At 40.8% G+C, this 18,037-nt stretch carries 19 protein-coding genes, 1 other RNA gene and 1 riboswitch; of the genes, 16 read left to right on the top strand and 4 right to left on the bottom strand.

Translation table 11 applies throughout. The annotated features are described in order from the left end of the window. Window positions 1–7: 7 nt before the first annotated feature. Entirely contained in the window at window positions 8–112 is a 105-nt protein-coding gene (gene sspM / locus ABG082_RS10190) for an acid-soluble spore protein SspM (protein WP_017359731.1), read from the bottom strand. A gap of 196 nt (window positions 113–308) precedes the next feature. On the opposite strand from sspM, the gene ABG082_RS10185 reads away from it, so the two are divergent. The 3 genes from ABG082_RS10185 (at window position 309) to ABG082_RS10175 (ending at window position 1,533) form a co-directional block, all read left to right on the top strand. Further along, on the top strand, window positions 309–542 hold the full coding sequence (locus ABG082_RS10185) for a DUF5446 family protein (RefSeq protein WP_234717153.1): 234 nt from the start codon (window positions 309–311) through the stop codon (window positions 540–542). Window positions 543–600: 58 nt separating this feature from the next. Then, a complete protein-coding gene (locus ABG082_RS10180) occupies window positions 601–972 on the top strand; it encodes a YppE family protein (protein ID WP_017359730.1) in 372 nt (123 codons plus the stop codon). 108 nt (window positions 973–1,080) lie between these two features. Next, window positions 1,081–1,533 (top strand): YppG family protein, encoded by a 453-nt coding sequence (locus ABG082_RS10175; RefSeq protein WP_017359729.1) that lies wholly within the window; start codon window positions 1,081–1,083, stop codon window positions 1,531–1,533. Window positions 1,534–1,554: 21 nt separating this feature from the next. Here the strand turns inward: ABG082_RS10175 and ABG082_RS10170 are convergent, their stop codons facing one another. Then, entirely contained in the window at window positions 1,555–1,974 is a 420-nt protein-coding gene (locus ABG082_RS10170; protein ID WP_073414769.1) for an Hsp20/alpha crystallin family protein, read from the bottom strand. A 170-nt stretch (window positions 1,975–2,144) separates the two neighbouring features. Between ABG082_RS10170 and ABG082_RS10165 the strand changes: the two genes are divergently transcribed. Further along, window positions 2,145–2,651, top strand: coding sequence for a PTS glucose transporter subunit IIA (locus ABG082_RS10165; protein ID WP_065460619.1), 507 nt, complete (start codon window positions 2,145–2,147; stop codon window positions 2,649–2,651). A gap of 49 nt (window positions 2,652–2,700) precedes the next feature. Here ABG082_RS10165 and ABG082_RS10160 read toward each other — a convergent pair whose 3' ends face one another. Further along, window positions 2,701–3,819, bottom strand: a complete 1,119-nt coding sequence (locus ABG082_RS10160; protein ID WP_282833941.1) for an NADH-dependent flavin oxidoreductase — start codon at window positions 3,817–3,819, stop codon at window positions 2,701–2,703. A gap of 160 nt (window positions 3,820–3,979) precedes the next feature. Here ABG082_RS10160 and ABG082_RS10155 point away from each other — a divergent pair, with 160 nt between their 5' ends. The 12 genes from ABG082_RS10155 (at window position 3,980) to pbuX (ending at window position 16,934) form a co-directional block, all read left to right on the top strand. After that, window positions 3,980–6,226 (top strand): DEAD/DEAH box helicase, encoded by a 2,247-nt coding sequence (locus tag ABG082_RS10155; protein WP_348936067.1) that lies wholly within the window; start codon window positions 3,980–3,982, stop codon window positions 6,224–6,226. Between the two features lie 24 nt (window positions 6,227–6,250). Further along, entirely contained in the window at window positions 6,251–7,498 is a 1,248-nt protein-coding gene (locus ABG082_RS10150) for a ribonuclease H-like domain-containing protein (protein WP_348936066.1), read from the top strand. Between the two features lie 314 nt (window positions 7,499–7,812). Then, window positions 7,813–8,049, top strand: a complete 237-nt coding sequence (gene cotD / locus ABG082_RS10145; RefSeq protein WP_072368252.1) for a spore coat protein CotD — start codon at window positions 7,813–7,815, stop codon at window positions 8,047–8,049. A 49-nt stretch (window positions 8,050–8,098) separates the two neighbouring features. Continuing rightward, the gene (locus ABG082_RS10140; RefSeq protein ID WP_285850555.1) at window positions 8,099–8,641 is read left to right on the top strand and encodes a DUF1273 domain-containing protein; all 543 of its coding nucleotides are present in this window, start codon (window positions 8,099–8,101) and stop codon (window positions 8,639–8,641) included. Between the two features lie 75 nt (window positions 8,642–8,716). Next, window positions 8,717–9,022: a cell division regulator GpsB gene (gpsB, locus tag ABG082_RS10135; RefSeq protein WP_008344631.1), complete on the top strand. Its 306-nt coding sequence runs from the start codon at window positions 8,717–8,719 to the stop codon at window positions 9,020–9,022. Between the two features lie 60 nt (window positions 9,023–9,082). Next, an RNA gene (gene rnpB, locus ABG082_RS10130) (RNase P RNA component class B) lies at window positions 9,083–9,464 on the top strand. 109 nt (window positions 9,465–9,573) lie between these two features. Further along, a complete protein-coding gene (locus ABG082_RS10125) occupies window positions 9,574–10,728 on the top strand; it encodes a class I SAM-dependent RNA methyltransferase (RefSeq protein ID WP_050827319.1) in 1,155 nt (384 codons plus the stop codon). 105 nt (window positions 10,729–10,833) lie between these two features. Continuing rightward, on the top strand, window positions 10,834–11,031 hold the full coding sequence (locus tag ABG082_RS10120; RefSeq protein WP_008344634.1) for a hypothetical protein: 198 nt from the start codon (window positions 10,834–10,836) through the stop codon (window positions 11,029–11,031). A 75-nt stretch (window positions 11,032–11,106) separates the two neighbouring features. Further along, entirely contained in the window at window positions 11,107–13,044 is a 1,938-nt protein-coding gene (locus tag ABG082_RS10115) for an ATP-dependent DNA helicase (protein WP_348936065.1), read from the top strand. Window positions 13,045–13,171: 127 nt separating this feature from the next. Next, complete coding sequence (locus tag ABG082_RS10110) at window positions 13,172–14,677, top strand: carboxypeptidase M32 (RefSeq protein ID WP_348936064.1); 1,506 nt, start codon at window positions 13,172–13,174, stop codon at window positions 14,675–14,677. Between the two features lie 138 nt (window positions 14,678–14,815). Then, window positions 14,816–14,915, top strand: a riboswitch (purine riboswitch). A 118-nt stretch (window positions 14,916–15,033) separates the two neighbouring features. Beyond that, window positions 15,034–15,618 (top strand): xanthine phosphoribosyltransferase, encoded by a 585-nt coding sequence (gene xpt, locus ABG082_RS10105; RefSeq protein ID WP_008346333.1) that lies wholly within the window; start codon window positions 15,034–15,036, stop codon window positions 15,616–15,618. After that, entirely contained in the window at window positions 15,615–16,934 is a 1,320-nt protein-coding gene (gene pbuX / locus ABG082_RS10100) for a xanthine permease PbuX (RefSeq protein ID WP_035703325.1), read from the top strand. Before xpt ends, pbuX begins: the two co-directional genes overlap by 4 nt. A 65-nt stretch (window positions 16,935–16,999) precedes the next feature. On the opposite strand, the gene ABG082_RS10095 is transcribed toward pbuX, so the two are convergent. Then, window positions 17,000–17,854 carry a polysaccharide deacetylase family protein gene (locus tag ABG082_RS10095; protein ID WP_348936063.1) on the bottom strand — a complete coding sequence of 285 codons (855 nt, stop codon included), beginning with the start codon at window positions 17,852–17,854 and terminating at the stop codon, window positions 17,000–17,002. Between the last annotated feature and the right edge of the window lie 183 nt (window positions 17,855–18,037).

Below are 18,037 nucleotides of genomic sequence, written 5' to 3'. Positions count from 1 at the left end.
GCTTTTTTTACGTGGATGGACGGTTAGGGCCGCCGAGCTTTTTATCAAGCTGATCTGTACTATTTTCTTTCCCTTTTGTTTTTTGCTCTTTTGGTGCTTGCTGCTTTTTCATGACATCTACCTCCTTTGTCCTTAGAATTTACACAATCGGACGCGATCATACAAAGAAGGACAAGCACGTGTCGAAATGGAAGAAATTGCGCTTATCTTCACTTAGATTGGCGATTTAGTTCTAGTTTTGTCATGTATGAAGGAGGGAGTAAAAGAAAAGAGAATGTAACGAGAGATGATAAAGGAGGAATCTGATGATGAGCGAATTTGTATCAAAAGAATCCATTATGCAGTTGTTAGAGGAAATTGAGCGAAAGATTGATGAGGTGGAAGAAGAACTGTCTTTAGCTGTCAAAAAAACAAAAAACGCTGCCGTAGAGGAGCAAGAACAAATCATTGACCGTCTTGAATCTGAAGTGAAGGAATGTGAATTGAAAATTCATGCAGCAGAGTATAAGCTGGCGGCAAGACCCGCATATCACGCCGGATAGCTTTTCTATTTGAGCAATAAGTAAACGTTTGATAGGATGGTTCATAGAGGTGAACACTTTGGATAATCAAACATTACTGAAACATACACAAGAGTTGATCACGTGGATCGAAGAAGCATACGAGCAGTACCTTAAGGGAAAGGCAGAAGAGGAATACCCAGTTTATGATTTTTACAACGATATTCAGCCGGCCGTTGTCAAATTTGATCAGCAAATGGAAGAGTGGCTTACTGCTGCTACCTCATTTATTCATCAGGCCAAACCTAGATACTTACATCAAGAACAGCTTGAAGCCGTCCAAGAAAATGGAAAAGAGGTTGTGCTGCAATCTTATTTTGGCAAACAGCATGCACCTCGTGTGAAAAATTTAGTTGAGTCAGTGATTTATACACTGAACCTTTTAATAGAAGAAATCAACAAACGCAGCTGATGAAACAGTCTGCGTTTTTCTTATGGCTGCTGTAGGCACATCTTCTGCTTCCTGAACATAATATATCATTGACTTCAATATGTTTTCAGAGCGAGAGGAGCGAGATACATGTTCCCTTATTCAAACCAGCCATCTTATGAAATGAATCAATTTCAGCAACGGCCTTTTCCGTATCCAGATATGCAGCAGCCTCCGCAGCCTCCAGAATATTTCATGCCTCCATATCAAGGTGAAATGAACCAGCCGCCGTCTGCAGGCTATCAGCCGCCTTTTGGATATCAGGAAAACTTCCAGCCTTATCAGCCGCAGCCTGAAGCAATGAATCAGCCGCAAATGCAGCCGCCGGGCATGATGCCTATGCAGCAACCTATGAATCCTTATCCTTTGCCAAGGCCACAAAAACAGCAATCATCTCAATTTAAAAGTGTGCTGTCACAATTTAAAAAAACGAATGGGCAATACGATTTTAATAAAATGTTTGATACTGCTGGACAAATGATGAGTACAATGAATCAAGTGGGCTCATTGGCGAAAGGATTTACAAGCATTTTTAAAGCATAGCAAAACCCAATAGATATACATCTATTGGGTTGTTTGTTTTGGCGCAGTCACACGAAGAGATTGATCTTTCCAAACGCTCTTCATATTGGTTTCATCTATTTTTGCAGGCATTAAAATGGTTTTGGTAAAGCTCGAATAGGAGGAAGTCATGTCTGTTTTGATTTTTTCCTGTACCGATAAGTGTAAATATTGCGCTTTCACTTCTAGTGCGATATCACCTTCGACAAAATGGTCTGGAAATCGAATCTCAATATATACATATTGATCATCTTCTGCCACATCGGTTGTAATGGACGCAAGTGAATGGCTTGTGGTCATCAGCGCCTCCGCACTATTTAAAATGTCGTGAAACGGCGATGATGCAAAAAATTGTTCAATCGCTTCATATAGAATGTCTTCATTTGCTAACAACTCGTGTTTCTTTTCACTTTCATGTTTCATTTGAATCACCTCTCATCTATAGCCTATGCAAAAGGGGCTCAGGCGGTTATCAATTGATGAGAGGAAAAAATTATGATTAAATAGTGTTGAATGAAGCAAGGTGTATGGGCGTGAAGGTGTTTATACGCTAAATAGATCTAGAAGCAAAGCTTGAAGGGAGCAAATGAACATTGCTGAAAAAATTATTCGGTTTCGGAAAAAACCAAGATGATGTAAAGGAAGAAGTCATTTATTCTCCAGTTGATGGAGAGTTAATGGATATGACCGATGTACCAGATCCCGTTTTTTCTCAAAAGATGATGGGAGACGGCGTAGCTGTAAAACCAAAAAACGGCACCATTGTGTCACCAGTAGATGGTGAAATTATTCAACTCTTCCATACAAAACATGCAATTGGGATTCGAACACTCTCGGGGCTTGAGCTTCTGATTCATATCGGACTTGAAACGGTTGGATTAAATGGTGAAGGCTTTGAAGCACACATAAAAGAAGGGGATAAAGTGAAAGCAGGTGATCCTCTCATTACGTGTGATTTAGCGCTGATCGAAGAAAAAGCGGCAAGCACAGTGACACCAATTGTCATAATGAATGGTGATTTAGTAGAACATCTTACCAAAGAACCTAAGGGCTCTGTAGAAAAGCAGACGTCCAAACTTTTTACAGTGAAAATGAAATAATCCAAAAAAACTACCCTGAGTTGATAGGGTAGTTTTTTTATTGAGGAGATTAATCCTCCATTGGAACCCAGCCTTTACTTGCTTCCATGACAGTCCATAAACCTTCTGGAATCAAGTACTTGTCTTTTTGACTGCGTTTAATGACGGTTTCAATCTCGTTTTCTCTGCCTTCTTTAATCTTTACTGCCCAATCGGGATCAACAATGACTTCTCTTGCAACAGCGATGAGTGGAATCCCTTGATTGTATGCATTCAGTGCATCCTCAGCTGTAATGACGCTGCCGACACCGATGAGTGGAAGCGTGTCACCACAGCGCTCTTTTAATAGCTCCATCCGCGTCTTACTTGTATCAGCACCACGTCTTGCTTTAGCGTCAATCTCCATTAAAGAAATATGCAAGTAATCAAGGTTTTTCGTCTTAAGTACGTCTACTAAAGTAAATGTTTCTGTCATGGTTAAACCAGGTGTTTCTGGTTCTTCAGGTGATAATCGGTATCCAAAGATAAATGGTTTTGTTACATGCTCTTTGATTGCTTCTTTCACTGCATCTACTACTGCAATTGGAAATGCGAGACGCTTTTCTTCGCTTCCGCCCCATTGATCTGTACGCTGATTACTATGCGGGGAGTAGAATTGCTGTAATAAATATCCGTTCGCTCCATGGATTTCGATCCCATCAAATCCTGCTTGGATCGCGCGCCTTGCTGCTTCTTTAAACGAGTCGATGATGTGAGGAATTTCTTCTTCTGTCAAAGCTCTCGCAATTTGTTTTCCATCTTTGAATACATCACTTGGCGCAACGACATCACCGTTTGGGACTAAATGAGGGAGAGCCTGAGAGCCGCCATGATGAATTTGCATAATGGCTTTTGTTCCTTTCGCTTGAATCGCAGAAGCAAGCTTTTGAAGGCCGGGTATATCTTCATCCCTTGCAATAGAAGGCTGTCCTTCAAACGCCTTACCATCTGGCGTCACGTTTGCGCATGCGGTAATGACCATGCCCATTTCGCTTGATCTAGCGGTAATAAAATCAATTTCTTCCTTTGAGATCGTGCCATCCTCATGAGAACCGAAGTGTGTCATTGGTGCAACGACTAAACGGCCATCAATAGAGGCACCCCCTGGGAATATAAAAGGTTCAAATAAAGGCTTAAATTCGTTTTTCAATCTCATCATCTTCTTCCTTAATAAAATCATTTCACTATAGAAGTGTAATAGATCCTGTTACAACACATCAAAATATTTGCTCACAAGCGGCGCATCAAAAAATTGCCGCCTAGTCATGCAAACAAATATTCGGTACACTAGAATGAGAGGTGGATACCAGATGAAGAAGAAAACAATGAACGAACTCATAGAAGATTTAAAAAAAGATGAACAGGTCGAGCATTGGCATGAAATTGAAGCGAAGCCTGCACGGACTTCTCCAATTCCTGAAAGAGTAAATGACAGGCTCAAAGTGGCGCTTGAAAAAAGAGGTGTGAGCGAACTATACATTCATCAAAAGGAAGCCTTTGAACGTGTGATGGATGGTGAGAATGTGGTGACTGTGACACCTACAGCTTCAGGTAAAACGCTTTGCTACAATCTGCCAGTTCTTCAGTCGATCGCAGAAGATCAGACAAGCCGCTCCCTCTATTTATTTCCAACAAAAGCACTCGCGCAAGATCAAAAAAGTGAATTAAACGAAATCATTCATGAGATGGATGTTCCAATTCACAGTGAAACCTATGACGGGGACACCTCCCCAGCGATTCGCCAGCGCGTCAGACAGGCAGGACATATTGTCATCACAAATCCAGATATGATGCATTCAGCAATTTTGCCTCACCATACGAAATGGGTCAGTTTATTTGAGAACTTAAAGTATATTGTCATTGATGAGCTTCATACATACCGAGGCGTGTTTGGCAGTCATGTCGCCAATGTCATTCGCAGACTAAAGCGAATTTGTGCATTTTATGGAAGTGACCCGACCTTTATTTGTACTTCAGCGACCATAGCGAATCCGAAAGAGCTTGCAGAGCAGCTGACCGGAAGCAAGGTGCATCTCATTGAACGAAACGGAGCGCCTAGCGGTAAAAAGAATTTTGTCTTTTACAACCCGCCAGTCGTCAATAAGCCATTAAATATTAGACAAAGTGCGGCCACTGTTGTGAATCAGCTCGCTAAAACATTTTTAAAAGAAAAAATTCAAACGATTGTTTTTGCTAGAAGTAGGGTAAGAGTTGAAGTCATCCTAAGTCATATTCAAGAACTAGTGAAAAAAGAAATTGGTCCTAAATCGATCCGTGGTTATCGCGGGGGCTATTTGCCGAAAGAGCGGCGCATGATTGAAAAAGGCTTAAGGGAAGGAGACATTCTCGGTGTTGTCAGCACAAACGCACTAGAATTAGGAGTAGATATTGGACAGCTAAAAGTCTGTATCATGACCGGATATCCTGGCAGTGTAGCGAGTACGTGGCAGCAGGCTGGACGAGCTGGAAGGCGTCATGAGGAAGCACTCATTATCATGGTCGCAAGCTCATCGCCACTTGACCAATATATTGTCAGACACCCTGAATACTTCTTTAACAGACCACCTGAATCGGCAAGAATCAATCCTGAGAACCTTATCATCTTAGTCGATCATCTAAAATGTGCGTCCTACGAGCTACCGTTTCGAGAAGATGAACAGTTTGGCAGTATGGAAGTAGAAGAAATCTTGCAATACTTACATGAAGAAGGGGTTCTTCATTTCAGCGGGAACCGTTATTATTGGTCAGATCAATCGTTCCCGGCTCATGGCATCAGTCTGAGATCTGCAAGTCAGGAAAATGTCGTCATTGTCGATCAATCCGATGTAGCGAACGTTCGAATTATTGGGGAGATGGATCGATTCAGTGCGATGACCTTACTTCATGATGAAGCGATTTATTTACATGAAGGGGTTCAGTATCAAGTGGAAAAGCTAGATTATGAGCATCTTAAGGCTTATGTGAAACAAGTCGATGTAGAATATTATACAGATGCGAATTTAGCAGTTCAGCTCAAGGTGCTTGAAATTGATCAGACAACAGAGAAGGAGGCGGTATCTGTTCACTACGGTGATGTGACCGTCAATGCAATGCCGACCATTTTCAAAAAAATTCGATTATCAACTGGGGAAAATATCGGTTCCGGCCCGATTCACTTACCTGAAGAAGAGATTCATACGAGTGCTGCTTGGTTTGAATTACATGAAGCAGAACGGACATTTGAAGAAAAAACACTTGAACAGCTCTTGCTCGGTATTGCCAATGTTCTTCAGCATATTGTTCCGGCGTTTGTCATGTGTGACCGTTCAGACATTCATGTCATTTCTCAAATAAAGGCAGCCCATACCGGGAAACCGACCGTATTTTTATATGATCATTACCCAGGTGGAATCGGTTTAAGTAAAGAGGTCCAGGCTCGCTTTGATGAAATTGCCCGTGCAGCCACTCAGCTGATTGAGCGATGCAGTTGCGAGAACGGCTGCCCATCTTGTATTGGCATGGAAATGAAAGAGATCAATGGAAAAAGCAGTATCATTCAATTGATGGCAGGATTTTAAGGGAAAGGAGGAATAGACCTACTCATGTCATTAAAAGGAAAATTAAACAGAATGAAAAAACACCTGTCGCACAATCAGTCAGATGAAAAGCGTGGGGCAGTAAAAAAGGGACAAACGCACACTGTGACGGCTGAAACGATTCCATTTCTAAAAGAGTGGGGGGAATTAGGTGCAGCTCCTTACTACTTTGAAGACTCTTTCTGCCTCATTCGGGAAGTGACCTATCCACTTGACCATCAGCATGGGCGATATTCATTTGCAGAACTGCCGGAGATGGTGAGTGCATGGAACAAAAGTGAGATTCAGCATTCTCTTTCTGCAAAAGGCTACAAGCCTCACGAGCTATTTTTCTTCGATACAGAAACAACAGGACTATCTGGCGGAACGGGAAATATGATTTTTTTGCTTGGGCATGCGAGAGTTTATTCAGATAAAGTGGTGGTAAAACAACATCTGCTGACGAATCCAGGAAATGAAGCGGCACTTTACAAAAGCTTTCTTAGTGAGGTGGATGTCGAATCACTTGTGACATATAATGGAAAATCATTTGACTGGCCTCAAGTCAAAACGAGGCATACATTATTACGCGATCAAATACCTGCTCTACCTGAATTTGGTCATTTTGACCTTCTGCATGGGTCAAGGAGATTGTGGAAACATAAATATGAGCGTATGGCTCTTTCGGTTGTAGAAAAAGAGGAACTGCACGTCAATCGAGAGGGAGATACACCAGGGTTCCTCGCACCAATGATCTATTTTCACTTTTTAAAGGAACAAAACCCGAAACTGATTGAAGGAATTTTGACTCACAATGAACTTGATGTCTTATCGTTAATCAGTCTCTACATTCATTTGTCTAAAAAAATCTTATCCAAAGATGCGGTGAAGGAAGACGATGAGAAATATGCATTAGCTAAGTGGCATCTTGCTCACCGTGATGTACAGGAAGCAACAAAGCACCTGCAAGAATTAACAGGAGCAGCGTTTGAGCATGCGGATCAAGCAGCTTATGATCTATCGTTACAGTACAAGCGATTAAAACAATGGGATGAAGCGGCATGCATATGGAAACGTCTATTTGAATCAAGTGATGTTCATGTAAGATTAAAAGCGGGTGTAGAGCTTGCAAAGTATGAAGAACACCGTCAAAAAGATCCAAAAGCAGCCCTTTCCATTACCCAAACATTGTTATCACAATCGTCTTTAAGTGAACGAGACATTGTGGAACTTGACAAGCGAGAAAAGCGGCTCTTAAGAAAAGCTAGGCAATGAAATTATTGCCTGGGAAAGCGCAAAAAATGACAACGTTCGGCTCTCGGCCGAAAATAAAAATTGTTTAGCACTTTTATTGTAGAAAAGTCACGAATCCTGTAAAATAACGTTAGATATTGAATGAGGAGCGTAGAGCATGTATAAGGGTCTTTTCTACTTGTTTTTTCTTGTTGTCATATTGGTCGCTTTTGTTTTTTCAAACTATAAAGATGTTTTTCTTGCAAACTTTTAAAATAGGTTAATGCATTAGTACATGTACACCTCTTGATTCATACATTGTTAATGTAAGAAAATCAAGGAGAGGGGAATGCTACATGTATCATCATCATCATTGCAATCCAAATGTTACACAGCCAATTGTACATCCAACGAATCACTGCTGTACGCACAGTGAGTCAACTACAATTGTGCCGCACATCCACCCGCAGCATGTAACAAATGTTCATCACCAAAATTTCCAACATGTTCACTACTTCCCGCATACGTTTTCTCAGGTGGACCCGGCAACACATCAACACTTTAACTGCGGTGGACCTTGCTGTAACAGATAAAGTGAAATGGGACTTTTATAAGTCCCTTTTTTTAAAAGCAGGTGAAAAAATGAAAATTATCGCTGTCACAGGGTACAAGCCATTTGAGCTTGGGATCTTCAAACAAGACGAGCCTGCACTTCAATACATAAAAGCGGAACTTCGGAAAAGGCTGGCGGCACTCATTGAAGACGGGCTAGAATGGGTGCTCATTTCAGGTCAGTTAGGGGCAGAAATATGGACAGCTGAAGTGGTCTTTGAGCTTCAAGAGGAGTACCCAGATTTAAAACTTGCTGTCATTACACCATTTTATGAACAGGAAGAGCGCTGGAATGAACAAAATAAAGAGCTGTATGAAGGCGTTCTTGCACAAGCTGATTTTGTAGAAAGTGTCACGCATAGACCGTATGAAAGTCCGGCACAATTTAAACAAAAGAACCGCTTTTTTATTGAAAAAACGGACGGCCTTCTCGTCTTATATGATCCCGAGCACGAAGGCTCGCCAAAATATATGATCAAAGAAGCTGAAACCTATACCGACTACCCAATTATGTATATTACAATGGATGATTTAAGAGCACAGGTTGAGGCGGAAGATCCGTTTTTTGACTAAAAGCAAGAGAAAATTTGACAACGTCACGTATTTCTGAAAAAATATACTATGAATTCACGATATGAGGTGAAAAAGATGCTTGCTGATAAAGTAAAGCTTTCTGCGAAAGAAATTTTAGAAAAAGAATTTAAAACAGGTGTCCGAGGGTATAAACAAGAAGAAGTCGATAAATTTCTAGATATGGTCATTAAAGACTATGAGACATTCCATCAAGAAATTGAAAAACTCCAACAAGAAAACCTTCACTTGTCAAAACAGCTTGAAGAAGCGGTTGAGCAAGGGAAAAGACAGCCTGCACAGTCCAATACAACAAACTTTGATATTTTAAAAAGACTATCTAATCTTGAGAAACACGTTTTCGGTAGCAAACTTTATGATTGAGTAATACCAAAAAAGCTTGTGTCAGATGACATTGTCGTTTATAATAACGCATGTTGATTAACGTTCGGGTAATCGCTGTAATGCTTTGACATTGCAGAGGAAAGTCCATGCTCGCACGGTGCTGAGATGCCCGTAGTGTTCGTGCCTGGCGAAAAAATAAGCCAGGGCAGCCTGGGAAAGGCTGACGGCAGGAAAAATGCCTACGTCCTTTTAGGATATGGCAAAGTATCCTTGAAAGTGCCACAGTGACGAAGTCTCACTAGAAATGTTGAGAGTGGAACGCGGTAAACCCCTCGAGCGAGAAACCCAAACTTGGTAGGGGAACTTTCTCAAAGGAACCAAACGGAGAGAAGGACAGAGAATTCTGTAGATAGATGATTACCACCTGAGTACGAGGCTTTTGCCGTTTGCAGTACGATGGAACAAAACATGGCTTACAGAACGTTATATCCGTTATCATAAACATGATGAAATCAAAGCTCTCCTATTTCTACATATGGAGAGCTTTTATCTTGATTACAGAATAGAACGAGAAAACAGGTGATAAACAAATGAAAACCTATACACTCATCGCAACAGCTCCAATGGGAATTGAAGCGATTGTTGCAAAAGAAGTAAGAGACCTCGGGTATGAGTGCACTGTAGATAATGGAAAAGTCATTTTTCAAGGAGATGCACTTGCCATCTGCCGTGCGAATCTATGGCTGCGTACAGCAGATCGGATCAAGGTCCAAGTTGCTGAATTTTCGGCCAGGACATTTGACGAGCTTTTTGAGCAGACAAAAGCCATTGACTGGGCCGCTTTTTTACCGAAAAATAGTACATTCCCTGTCATTGGTAAATCTGTTAAATCTCAGCTTGCCAGTGTGCCGGATTGTCAGCGTATCGTCAAAAAGGCTATCGCGCAAAAACTTAGATCATCTTACAACATACAGTCTGAATGGCTAGAAGAGACGGGTCCTGAATACAAAATCGAGGTAGCGCTTTTAAAAGATAAAGTATTGCTGACGCTCGATACGTCTGGTGTGGGTCTTCATAAACGTGGATACCGTGCAGATCAAGGCGGGGCGCCGATTAAAGAAACCCTTGCAGCGGCGCTTGTCTTATTAACGAACTGGACACCTGACCGTCCGTTTGTCGATCCTTTTTGCGGATCAGGAACAATTGCCATCGAAGCAGCGATGATTGGACAAAACATTGCCCCTGGATTTAACCGGGAGTTTGCATCTGAATCATGGGAATGGATCGGTGAGGACGTTTGGAACAAAGCACGCCTTGAAGTAGAAGAAAAGGCGAACTATGATCAGCCGCTTCGCATTATCGCGAGCGATATTGATCATCGCATGATAGAGATTGCGAAACTGAACGCAGAAGAAGCTGGACTTAGTGAACTGATACAATTTAAGCAAATGCAAGTGAAAGACTTCCAAACAAAAGATGAGTATGGTGTGATTGTCGGAAATCCGCCTTACGGTGAACGTCTCAGCGATAAGCCAGCTGTGGAAAAAATGTATCAAGGCATGGGCGAAGCATTGAAGAACCTAGATACGTGGTCCATTTACATTTTAACGTCACATGAAAAATTCGAAGAGTGTTTCGGAAGAAAAGCGACGAAAAAGAGAAAACTGTTTAATGGATTTATTAAAACAGACTATTATCAATACTGGGGAAAACGCCGGCCTAGAAAGCAAACAACTGAATCGTAACAAATGTCCACACCACGAGAAGGTGTGGATTTTTTATGCTAAACAGGTATAAGTCTTGATGGGACGGAATAAACTGAACTTGATTTTAAAAAAAGAGGTGTCTTCATGATTCATTATGATCAATTTCAGTTAATTCAAAAAGCACTCGCTTCAACAGCCCGAGAAATAGAAGGGGTTGAAACAGGACAATCTGCTAAACTTACGGCAGCCATCGAGAACTTGGCAATGGCTCAAAACTACATAGACCATTCAGAGCACGCATTTTTAATGAAGGAAAGCTACCAGCATCGCCTGCGCTCTTAAAAAAAGATTGTCATACCCCAGCATAAATGTTACTATTGAATGTCTGAATGATTCAAAAGTTGGGGGTTGGAGCAGGTGACAGCATCTCGTTTGCCTTTTTCATTAACAAAAGAACATAATTTTTACGAAGAACTGGGCAACTGGATTGGTGATGTGTTTTATGACATCTTGCCAGAAAAGGGCTTTGATCTTCGAGATGAACAAATATTCATGGCTTTTCAGTTAGAAAGAGCCTTTAAAGAAAAAAGTGTGATGTTTGCCGAAGCTGGGGTAGGCACAGGCAAAACAATCGTTTACCTTTTATTTGCGGTCACATATGCAAGATATACAGGGAAACCTGCGATCATTGCATGTGCAGACGAAACGTTAATTGAACAGCTGGTCAAACAAGAAGGTGATATCTATAAAATTGCCAATCACCTTAATATTCAAATAGATGCGAGATTAAGTAAATCGCATGATCAATATTTGTGCTTAAAGAAACTAGAGAAAACGATGCAACGTGAAGATGATGAGAAGTGGCTCGACATTTATGAATCGCTTCCTTCATTTGTTCATGAATCTCATGGGATGCAGACATTTTATCCGTATGGTGATCGAAAAGAGTATCCAGAATTAACAAATGATGAGTGGTCAAGAATTGGTTATGACTCTTTTCAGGACTGCTTAACGTGCGACATGCGGCACCGCTGTGGCTTGAATTTATCAAGAGACCATTACCGAAAAGCCACAGACCTCATCATTTGTTCTCATGACTTTTACATGGAGCATGTATGGACAAAGGAGTCACGTAAACGTGAAGGACAGCTGCCGCTCCTTCCTGAGCATAGCTCTGTTGTATTTGATGAAGGACATCTTCTTGAGTTTGCAGCACAAAAAGCGCTAACATACCGAGTGAAGCAATCAACACTAGAAACGTTTTTAGAGCGTCTTTTGCAAAATGACATTCGTGAAGAGTTTGCAGAACTTGTTGAAGATGCACTTGCAACAAACGATCAGTTCTTTTACCTCTTAAAAACGAATGCCAAAGAAATCAAAGGATCACACCGTCTTGAAATTGGTCGTGTAGATGAGGTGAAGCGTTCAGCAAGTGAATTATGTGATTTGCTTGAGAAGATTGGAGAAGCGCTCGTATTTGAATCAGAGATGTACACAATTGATCAATATGAATTGTCTGTTGTGGAAGAGTACATTGAACAGATGGCGTATTCTCTGTCGCTTTATCAGAAAAATGCCATTAGCTGGCTGGAGAAACAGGAATTAGATACAACCTTTGTCGTCATGCCAAAAACGGTAGCAGAGGTGCTTGGTGAAAAGGTATTTTCACAAAAAATCCCTTATATTTTCTCATCTGCTACGTTGTCTGAAAATCAATCATTTGATTATTTAGCTGAAAGCCTTGGGATCAAAGATTATTTATCCATGAGTGTGGCTTCGCCGTATGATTATGAGGAGCAAATGCAAATGTATTTCCACGGAATTCAGCAGCCAATGACAGAGTCAGCTGTAAAAGGTCAGCACGTGCTATCTCAGGTAAAAGAAAATGGCGGTCGATCTCTTATTTTATTCCCTTCATTTGATGAACTGCATGTATTTAGAAAGCAGCTCGATGAATCAAATGAATCACTGCCTTTCCATGTGTATTTTGAAGGAGACGAGGAGATCAGTACCATTGTTCAAAAGTTCCAAGCGGATGAAACATCTGTGTTATGTTCCGTTCACTTGTGGGAAGGGCTGGATATTCCAGGACAGTCGCTAACAAATGTGGTCATTTGGGGACTTCCATATCCACCGCATGACCCAGTATTTGAAGCAAAACGGAATGAAGCGAAAGATGCATTTACTGAAGTGGATCTTCCGTACATGTTGCTTCGTCTAAGGCAGGGCATTGGGAGACTGATTCGGACAAGCCAAGATGCTGGCAGCATTCATATTTACTTTGGCAGTCAGAAAGATATTGAGCTGCAAAGTAAAATTGAATCCGTTCTTCCAGTAAAGCCAGTGATCTCTTAATGATAGAAAACCATTCAATAAGAGGAGGATACGATCAGCGTATCCTCCTTTTTCATTGACAAAAGAACATTTATTGAAGTAGCCTTGAAACGTACATACATATTTTATTGATTGGGGGAACGAACGCATGAGTCTTGAATCAAAAGAGAAAGCGTTTTATCAATTACTAGGAAAAATCGCCCATTATACAGAGGCGCTTCATTTACTTTATTGGGACTCTCGAACACAAGCGCCTAAAAAAAGCGCTGATTTCAGAGCAGAAACCATCGGTCAATTATCCAGCGATATCTTTAATATGAAGACTTCTGATGAAATGAAAGATCTTCTTGATGCTTTAAATAAAGAAAAAAAAGAGCTGTCAAAAGACACACAGAAGGCACTCGAATTATCGCAAAAAGAATATGATGAAAACAGTAAAATTCCAAAAGAAGAATTTAAAGAATACTCCATTCTACAATCAAAAGCAGAACATGTTTGGGTAGAAGCAAGGGAGAAATCAGATTTTTCACTCTTTGCGCCCTATTTAAAACAGCTGATTGATTTTAACAAGCGTTTCATTCAATACTGGGGCGTGAAAAAAACGCCATATGATGTGCTGCTCAATAATTATGAGCCGGATATGACGGTTGAACAACTCGATCAAAAATTTGGCGCACTTCGAGACGCCATCGTTCCTCTCGTGAAAAAAATTGAAGCTTCGCCAAATAAACCAGATACATCATTTTTATCGAAAAGCTTCCCGATCGACAAACAAAAAGAGCTGAGTCTCTTTTTCTTAAAAGAGTTAGGGTATGACTTTGACGCAGGACGACTTGATACAACGGTTCATCCATTTGCTGTGACATTAAGCAGAGGGGATGTACGTGTGACGACGCGTTATGATGAGCACGATTTTCGCATGGCGATCTTTGGCACCATTCACGAATGCGGCCACGCCATTTATGAACAAAATATTGATGAGGCACTGAGCGGAACGCTCTTATGTGACGGCACATCAATGGGTATTCATGAATCACAGTCTCTTTTCTTTGAGAACTTTATCGGCAGACATGAAGATTTCTGGAAAACGTATTATCAAAAGCTGCAAGAGGCATCTCCTGAACAATTTAAAGATGTCACTTTAGAAGAATTTGTGCATGCGGTGAATGAATCGAAGCCGACTTACATTCGAATTGAAGCAGATGAACTCACGTATCCGCTTCACATTATTATTCGCTATGAAATTGAAAAAGCCATTTTTAATGAAGAAGTAGCCGTTGAAGATCTGCCAGCGTTATGGAATGAAAAATACCAAGCATATCTTGGCATTACGCCGCCTAACGATGCGCTTGGTATTTTGCAGGATGTTCACTGGTCTGATGGTAGTTTTGGTTATTTCCCTTCATATGCACTTGGTTATATGTATGCGGCGCAATTAAAGCAGCAAATGATCAAAGATTTACCGGGTTTTGATGAACTGATTCAAAATGGGTCTTTTGCACCGATAAAAGAATGGCTAACTGAACATGTCCACAAGCATGGAAAACGGAAAAAGCCATCTGAGATCATTCAAGACGCAACTGGTGAAGAATTAAATGTTCAATACTTAATTGATTATTTAACAGATAAGTACACGAAACTATATTTATCATAAATGAAAGGCACCCTTTGATCAGAAGGGTGCTTTTTTGCTGGTTGAATATTCTAAAAACGAACGTTTAAAGCTTAATGATTATTTAAGTTCGGTATTTTTCTAGAAAAGTGCTTTCCAAGTGTCTGAAATCTTGTTATAATTTGAACACTATGAAACACTCATATAATCGCGTGATGAAGGCACGCAAGTTTCTACCGGACACCGATACCGTCCGACTATGAGTGAGCAAAATGAAACAGCTTTTGTATGAGCTGAAGATCCCGTGGATCGTTTTCGCATTGCTTGCTCCTTAATGGACAGCAATGCTTTTTTTATGCAAAAAAATGAAAGTTGCTAATATGCTGGGAGGAAGAATGATGGAATTGTTACGTCAAAAGATCGAGAACGAAGGAATCGTTCTGTCAAATCAAGTGCTAAAGGTAGATGCTTTTTTAAATCATCAAATTGACCCTGTGTTAATGCATGAGATCGGTCAAGAGTTTGCTAGATTATTTAAGCATGATGGAATTACTAAAATTATCACAATCGAATCTTCTGGTATTGCACCTGCTGTAATGGCTGGACTTGCCCTTCATGTGCCAGTTGTTTTTGCCCGAAAGCGGCAATCACTGACTTTAACGGATAACCTTTTGACAGCAAGTGTGTATTCTTTTACCAAAAAAGTAGAAAGTACGATTGCTGTCTCTAACACGCACCTTAGTGAGGATGATTGTGTGTTAATTATCGACGACTTTTTAGCAAATGGAGAAGCCGCTAAGGGACTAGCTGCCATCGCAAAGCAAGCGAAAGCAAAAGTAGCTGGTTTTGGAATTGTTATCGAGAAATCATTCCAGCCTGGAAGAAAAGAACTTGTGCAAATGGGCTATAGAGTCGAGTCACTCGCACGTATCGAATCGCTCGAGGAAGGAAAAGTCACGTTTGTACGCGAGGTACAATCATGAGTGCCGCTAAAAAAGCCAAAACCCTTTCGCTAGGGATACAGCATGTACTGGCGATGTATGCAGGTGCGGTTCTTGTCCCGCTCATTGTAGGAGATGCGCTTGGGCTCACGCCAGCCCAGCTGACGTACTTAATTTCGGCAGATATTTTCATGTGCGGTGCCGCCACACTGCTTCAAGTATGGAAAAACCGCTTTTTTGGCATCGGTTTGCCTGTTGTACTAGGCTGTACATTTACTGCGGTATCTCCTATGATTGCGATTGGCTCTAAATATGGAATTTCGTCTATATATGGAAGTATTATCGCCGCAGGGTGTATTGTCATTGCTCTTTCATTTTTCTTTGGGAAGCTTGTGAAATTCTTCCCGCCCGTTGTCACAGGTTCCGTCGTCACGATCATTGGAATTACCTTAATTCCGGTCGCCATGAACAATATGGCAGGTGGTGAAGGAAGTGCAGACTATGGTTCTTTTGAGAATCTTGGACTTGCTTTTCTTGTATTGTTTATCATTGTCCTTCTCTATCGATTTACAAAGGGATTCATGAAAGCCATTGCCATCTTAATCGGCATTCTACTTGGGACAGCAGTTGCTGCTTTCTTAGGGAAGGTGGAGACAGCAGAAGTGGCGAATGCACAAGTTTTCCGCATCATTGAGCCTTTTTACTTTGGGCTGCCTACTTTTGAATTTGCACCAATCATGACAATGACATTAGTTGCCATTGTGTCATTAGTCGAATCAACGGGTGTATACTTTGCGCTCGGAGATTTAACGAATCGTTCATTAAAAGAGAAGGATTTAGCAAAGGGATATCGTGCAGAGGGAATTGCCGTCTTATTAGGCGGTATCTTCAACGCTTTTCCATACACAGCCTACTCCCAAAACGTTGGATTGATCCAATTAACAGGTGTGAAGAAAAATCAGGTCATTGTGGTGACAGGTGTATTATTAATGGTATTTGGCCTTTTTCCTAAAATCGCGGCATTTACAACGATTATTCCAAAATCCGTTCTAGGCGGTGCAATGGTCGCCATGTTTGGCATGGTCATTGCGTATGGGATTAAAATGCTCTCACGCGTCGATTTTGCCAAACAGGAAAACTTACTCATTGTCGCATGCTCAGTTGGCATCGGGCTCGGAGTAACGGTTGTGCCGCAAATGTTTGAGCATTTGCCAGAATCGATTAAATTGTTAACAAGTAACGGAATTGTCGCCGGAAGCTTTACCGCTATTTTGCTTCATATTATTTATCACATGATTCCTTTTAAAAAAGAAACAGAGCAGGAGCTAACGGAAGAACCTAAGCAATCTGTTATGTAATCACTTCTCTTTGGAGAGCTGAAAGCCCGCATCCTTTGGATACGGGCTTCTTGTGATTAGTGCTATTAATGTTGTACCGGGGGCATTGTTTCGTTAATGACTGCAAATGTATAGCCCCTTGCTTTTAGTTGTGTAATCAGGCTATCTAAATAGTTCGTGGTAGAGGGTTGATCATGCATTAAAATCACTTTTGGTTCCCATGGTTTATTTTTCTCAAACATTTGCAGTTGATTCAATACCTCTTGAACATATTGTGAGTTTTTATATCTCCAGTCAAGGCTATCAATCGTCCAATCCCAGTAGATAAAGCCATATTGGTTTAAGCGTACTTTTTGATCATATGTTAAATTTGGAACACTGCCATAAGGTGTTCTCACAAGACGGGTGTAACCGCCTGTAACAGAAGCAAGAATGCGCTGAGCTTCTCTCATTTCATTTGCGGGAGACTCACTGTTTTGATAAAAGCGGTTTATATCATGCGTCATGCCATGAAGCCCTAATTGATGTCCTTCTTGATAAAGTCTTTTCACAGCTGCTTGGTGAGCTTGGATTTGCGGTCCAAGCATGAAGAATGTCGCCTTCACTTGATGTGCTTTTAAGACATTTAACAGCTGATTTGATGTAGCAGAAGGACCATCATCAAATGTTAAAAAGACCGTTTTATTCGTTGTCTGTTGGTTTGGATTGGTCTTAAATTGTTGATCCAATGTTCTTGTAGAATGATCTTTTGCTTTCAGACTGATACTTGTGTCTCGGAAGTCACTGCTAGTAACAATTTTTGCTTGCCCATTTGTCGCCTGCAAATGGGGTTTAGACATATCCCAGATAAAAAAGAGAAACAGTGTAAGAAGCACTAAACCAATTATCTTCGAGAGAAATATCGTGTTGTAGGGTGTTTGTTTTTTGGACACCTTTTTCATGACAATCACTCCAGTCAATTAAATTTTGTGCCGAATCATGTAGTAGATTCTGTCTTTTTCCACTGTTTTTCATGATGCTCATATTGATTAAGTATACAGGAAAAAACCCCCTTTTCATATATAATTATCAAATAAATTAGCATTTTATGGTTATTTATTTGTGTTGATCAGAAAAAAGGTGAT

Origin of the sequence: Bacillus sp. BS1807G30, from assembly GCF_040047675.1 — a bacterium.
In the GTDB taxonomy this organism is placed as follows: Bacteria; Bacillota; Bacilli; order Bacillales; family Bacillaceae; genus Bacillus; species Bacillus altitudinis.
Note: the sequence above shows the minus strand (reverse complement) of the source record. Positions and strands in the feature narration are given on the sequence as shown.

What these genes read in the sequence shown, in the direction of transcription:
- sspM (WP_017359731.1), bottom strand. Translation starts at nt 112, where the DNA reads ATGAAAAAGCAGCAAGCACCAAAAGAGCAAAAAACAAAAGGGAAAGAA.
- ABG082_RS10185 (WP_234717153.1), top strand. Translation starts at nt 309, where the DNA reads ATGAGCGAATTTGTATCAAAAGAATCCATTATGCAGTTGTTAGAGGAA.
- ABG082_RS10175 (WP_017359729.1), top strand. Translation starts at nt 1,081, where the DNA reads ATGTTCCCTTATTCAAACCAGCCATCTTATGAAATGAATCAATTTCAG.
- ABG082_RS10170 (WP_073414769.1), bottom strand. Translation starts at nt 1,974, where the DNA reads ATGAAACATGAAAGTGAAAAGAAACACGAGTTGTTAGCAAATGAAGAC.
- ABG082_RS10155 (WP_348936067.1), top strand. Translation starts at nt 3,980, where the DNA reads ATGAAGAAGAAAACAATGAACGAACTCATAGAAGATTTAAAAAAAGAT.
- ABG082_RS10150 (WP_348936066.1), top strand. Translation starts at nt 6,251, where the DNA reads ATGTCATTAAAAGGAAAATTAAACAGAATGAAAAAACACCTGTCGCAC.
- cotD (WP_072368252.1), top strand. Translation starts at nt 7,813, where the DNA reads ATGTATCATCATCATCATTGCAATCCAAATGTTACACAGCCAATTGTA.
- ABG082_RS10140 (WP_285850555.1), top strand. Translation starts at nt 8,099, where the DNA reads ATGAAAATTATCGCTGTCACAGGGTACAAGCCATTTGAGCTTGGGATC.
- gpsB (WP_008344631.1), top strand. Translation starts at nt 8,717, where the DNA reads ATGCTTGCTGATAAAGTAAAGCTTTCTGCGAAAGAAATTTTAGAAAAA.
- ABG082_RS10125 (WP_050827319.1), top strand. Translation starts at nt 9,574, where the DNA reads ATGAAAACCTATACACTCATCGCAACAGCTCCAATGGGAATTGAAGCG.
- ABG082_RS10120 (WP_008344634.1), top strand. Translation starts at nt 10,834, where the DNA reads ATGATTCATTATGATCAATTTCAGTTAATTCAAAAAGCACTCGCTTCA.
- ABG082_RS10110 (WP_348936064.1), top strand. Translation starts at nt 13,172, where the DNA reads ATGAGTCTTGAATCAAAAGAGAAAGCGTTTTATCAATTACTAGGAAAA.
- xpt (WP_008346333.1), top strand. Translation starts at nt 15,034, where the DNA reads ATGGAATTGTTACGTCAAAAGATCGAGAACGAAGGAATCGTTCTGTCA.
- pbuX (WP_035703325.1), top strand. Translation starts at nt 15,615, where the DNA reads ATGAGTGCCGCTAAAAAAGCCAAAACCCTTTCGCTAGGGATACAGCAT.
- ABG082_RS10095 (WP_348936063.1), bottom strand. Translation starts at nt 17,854, where the DNA reads ATGAAAAAGGTGTCCAAAAAACAAACACCCTACAACACGATATTTCTC.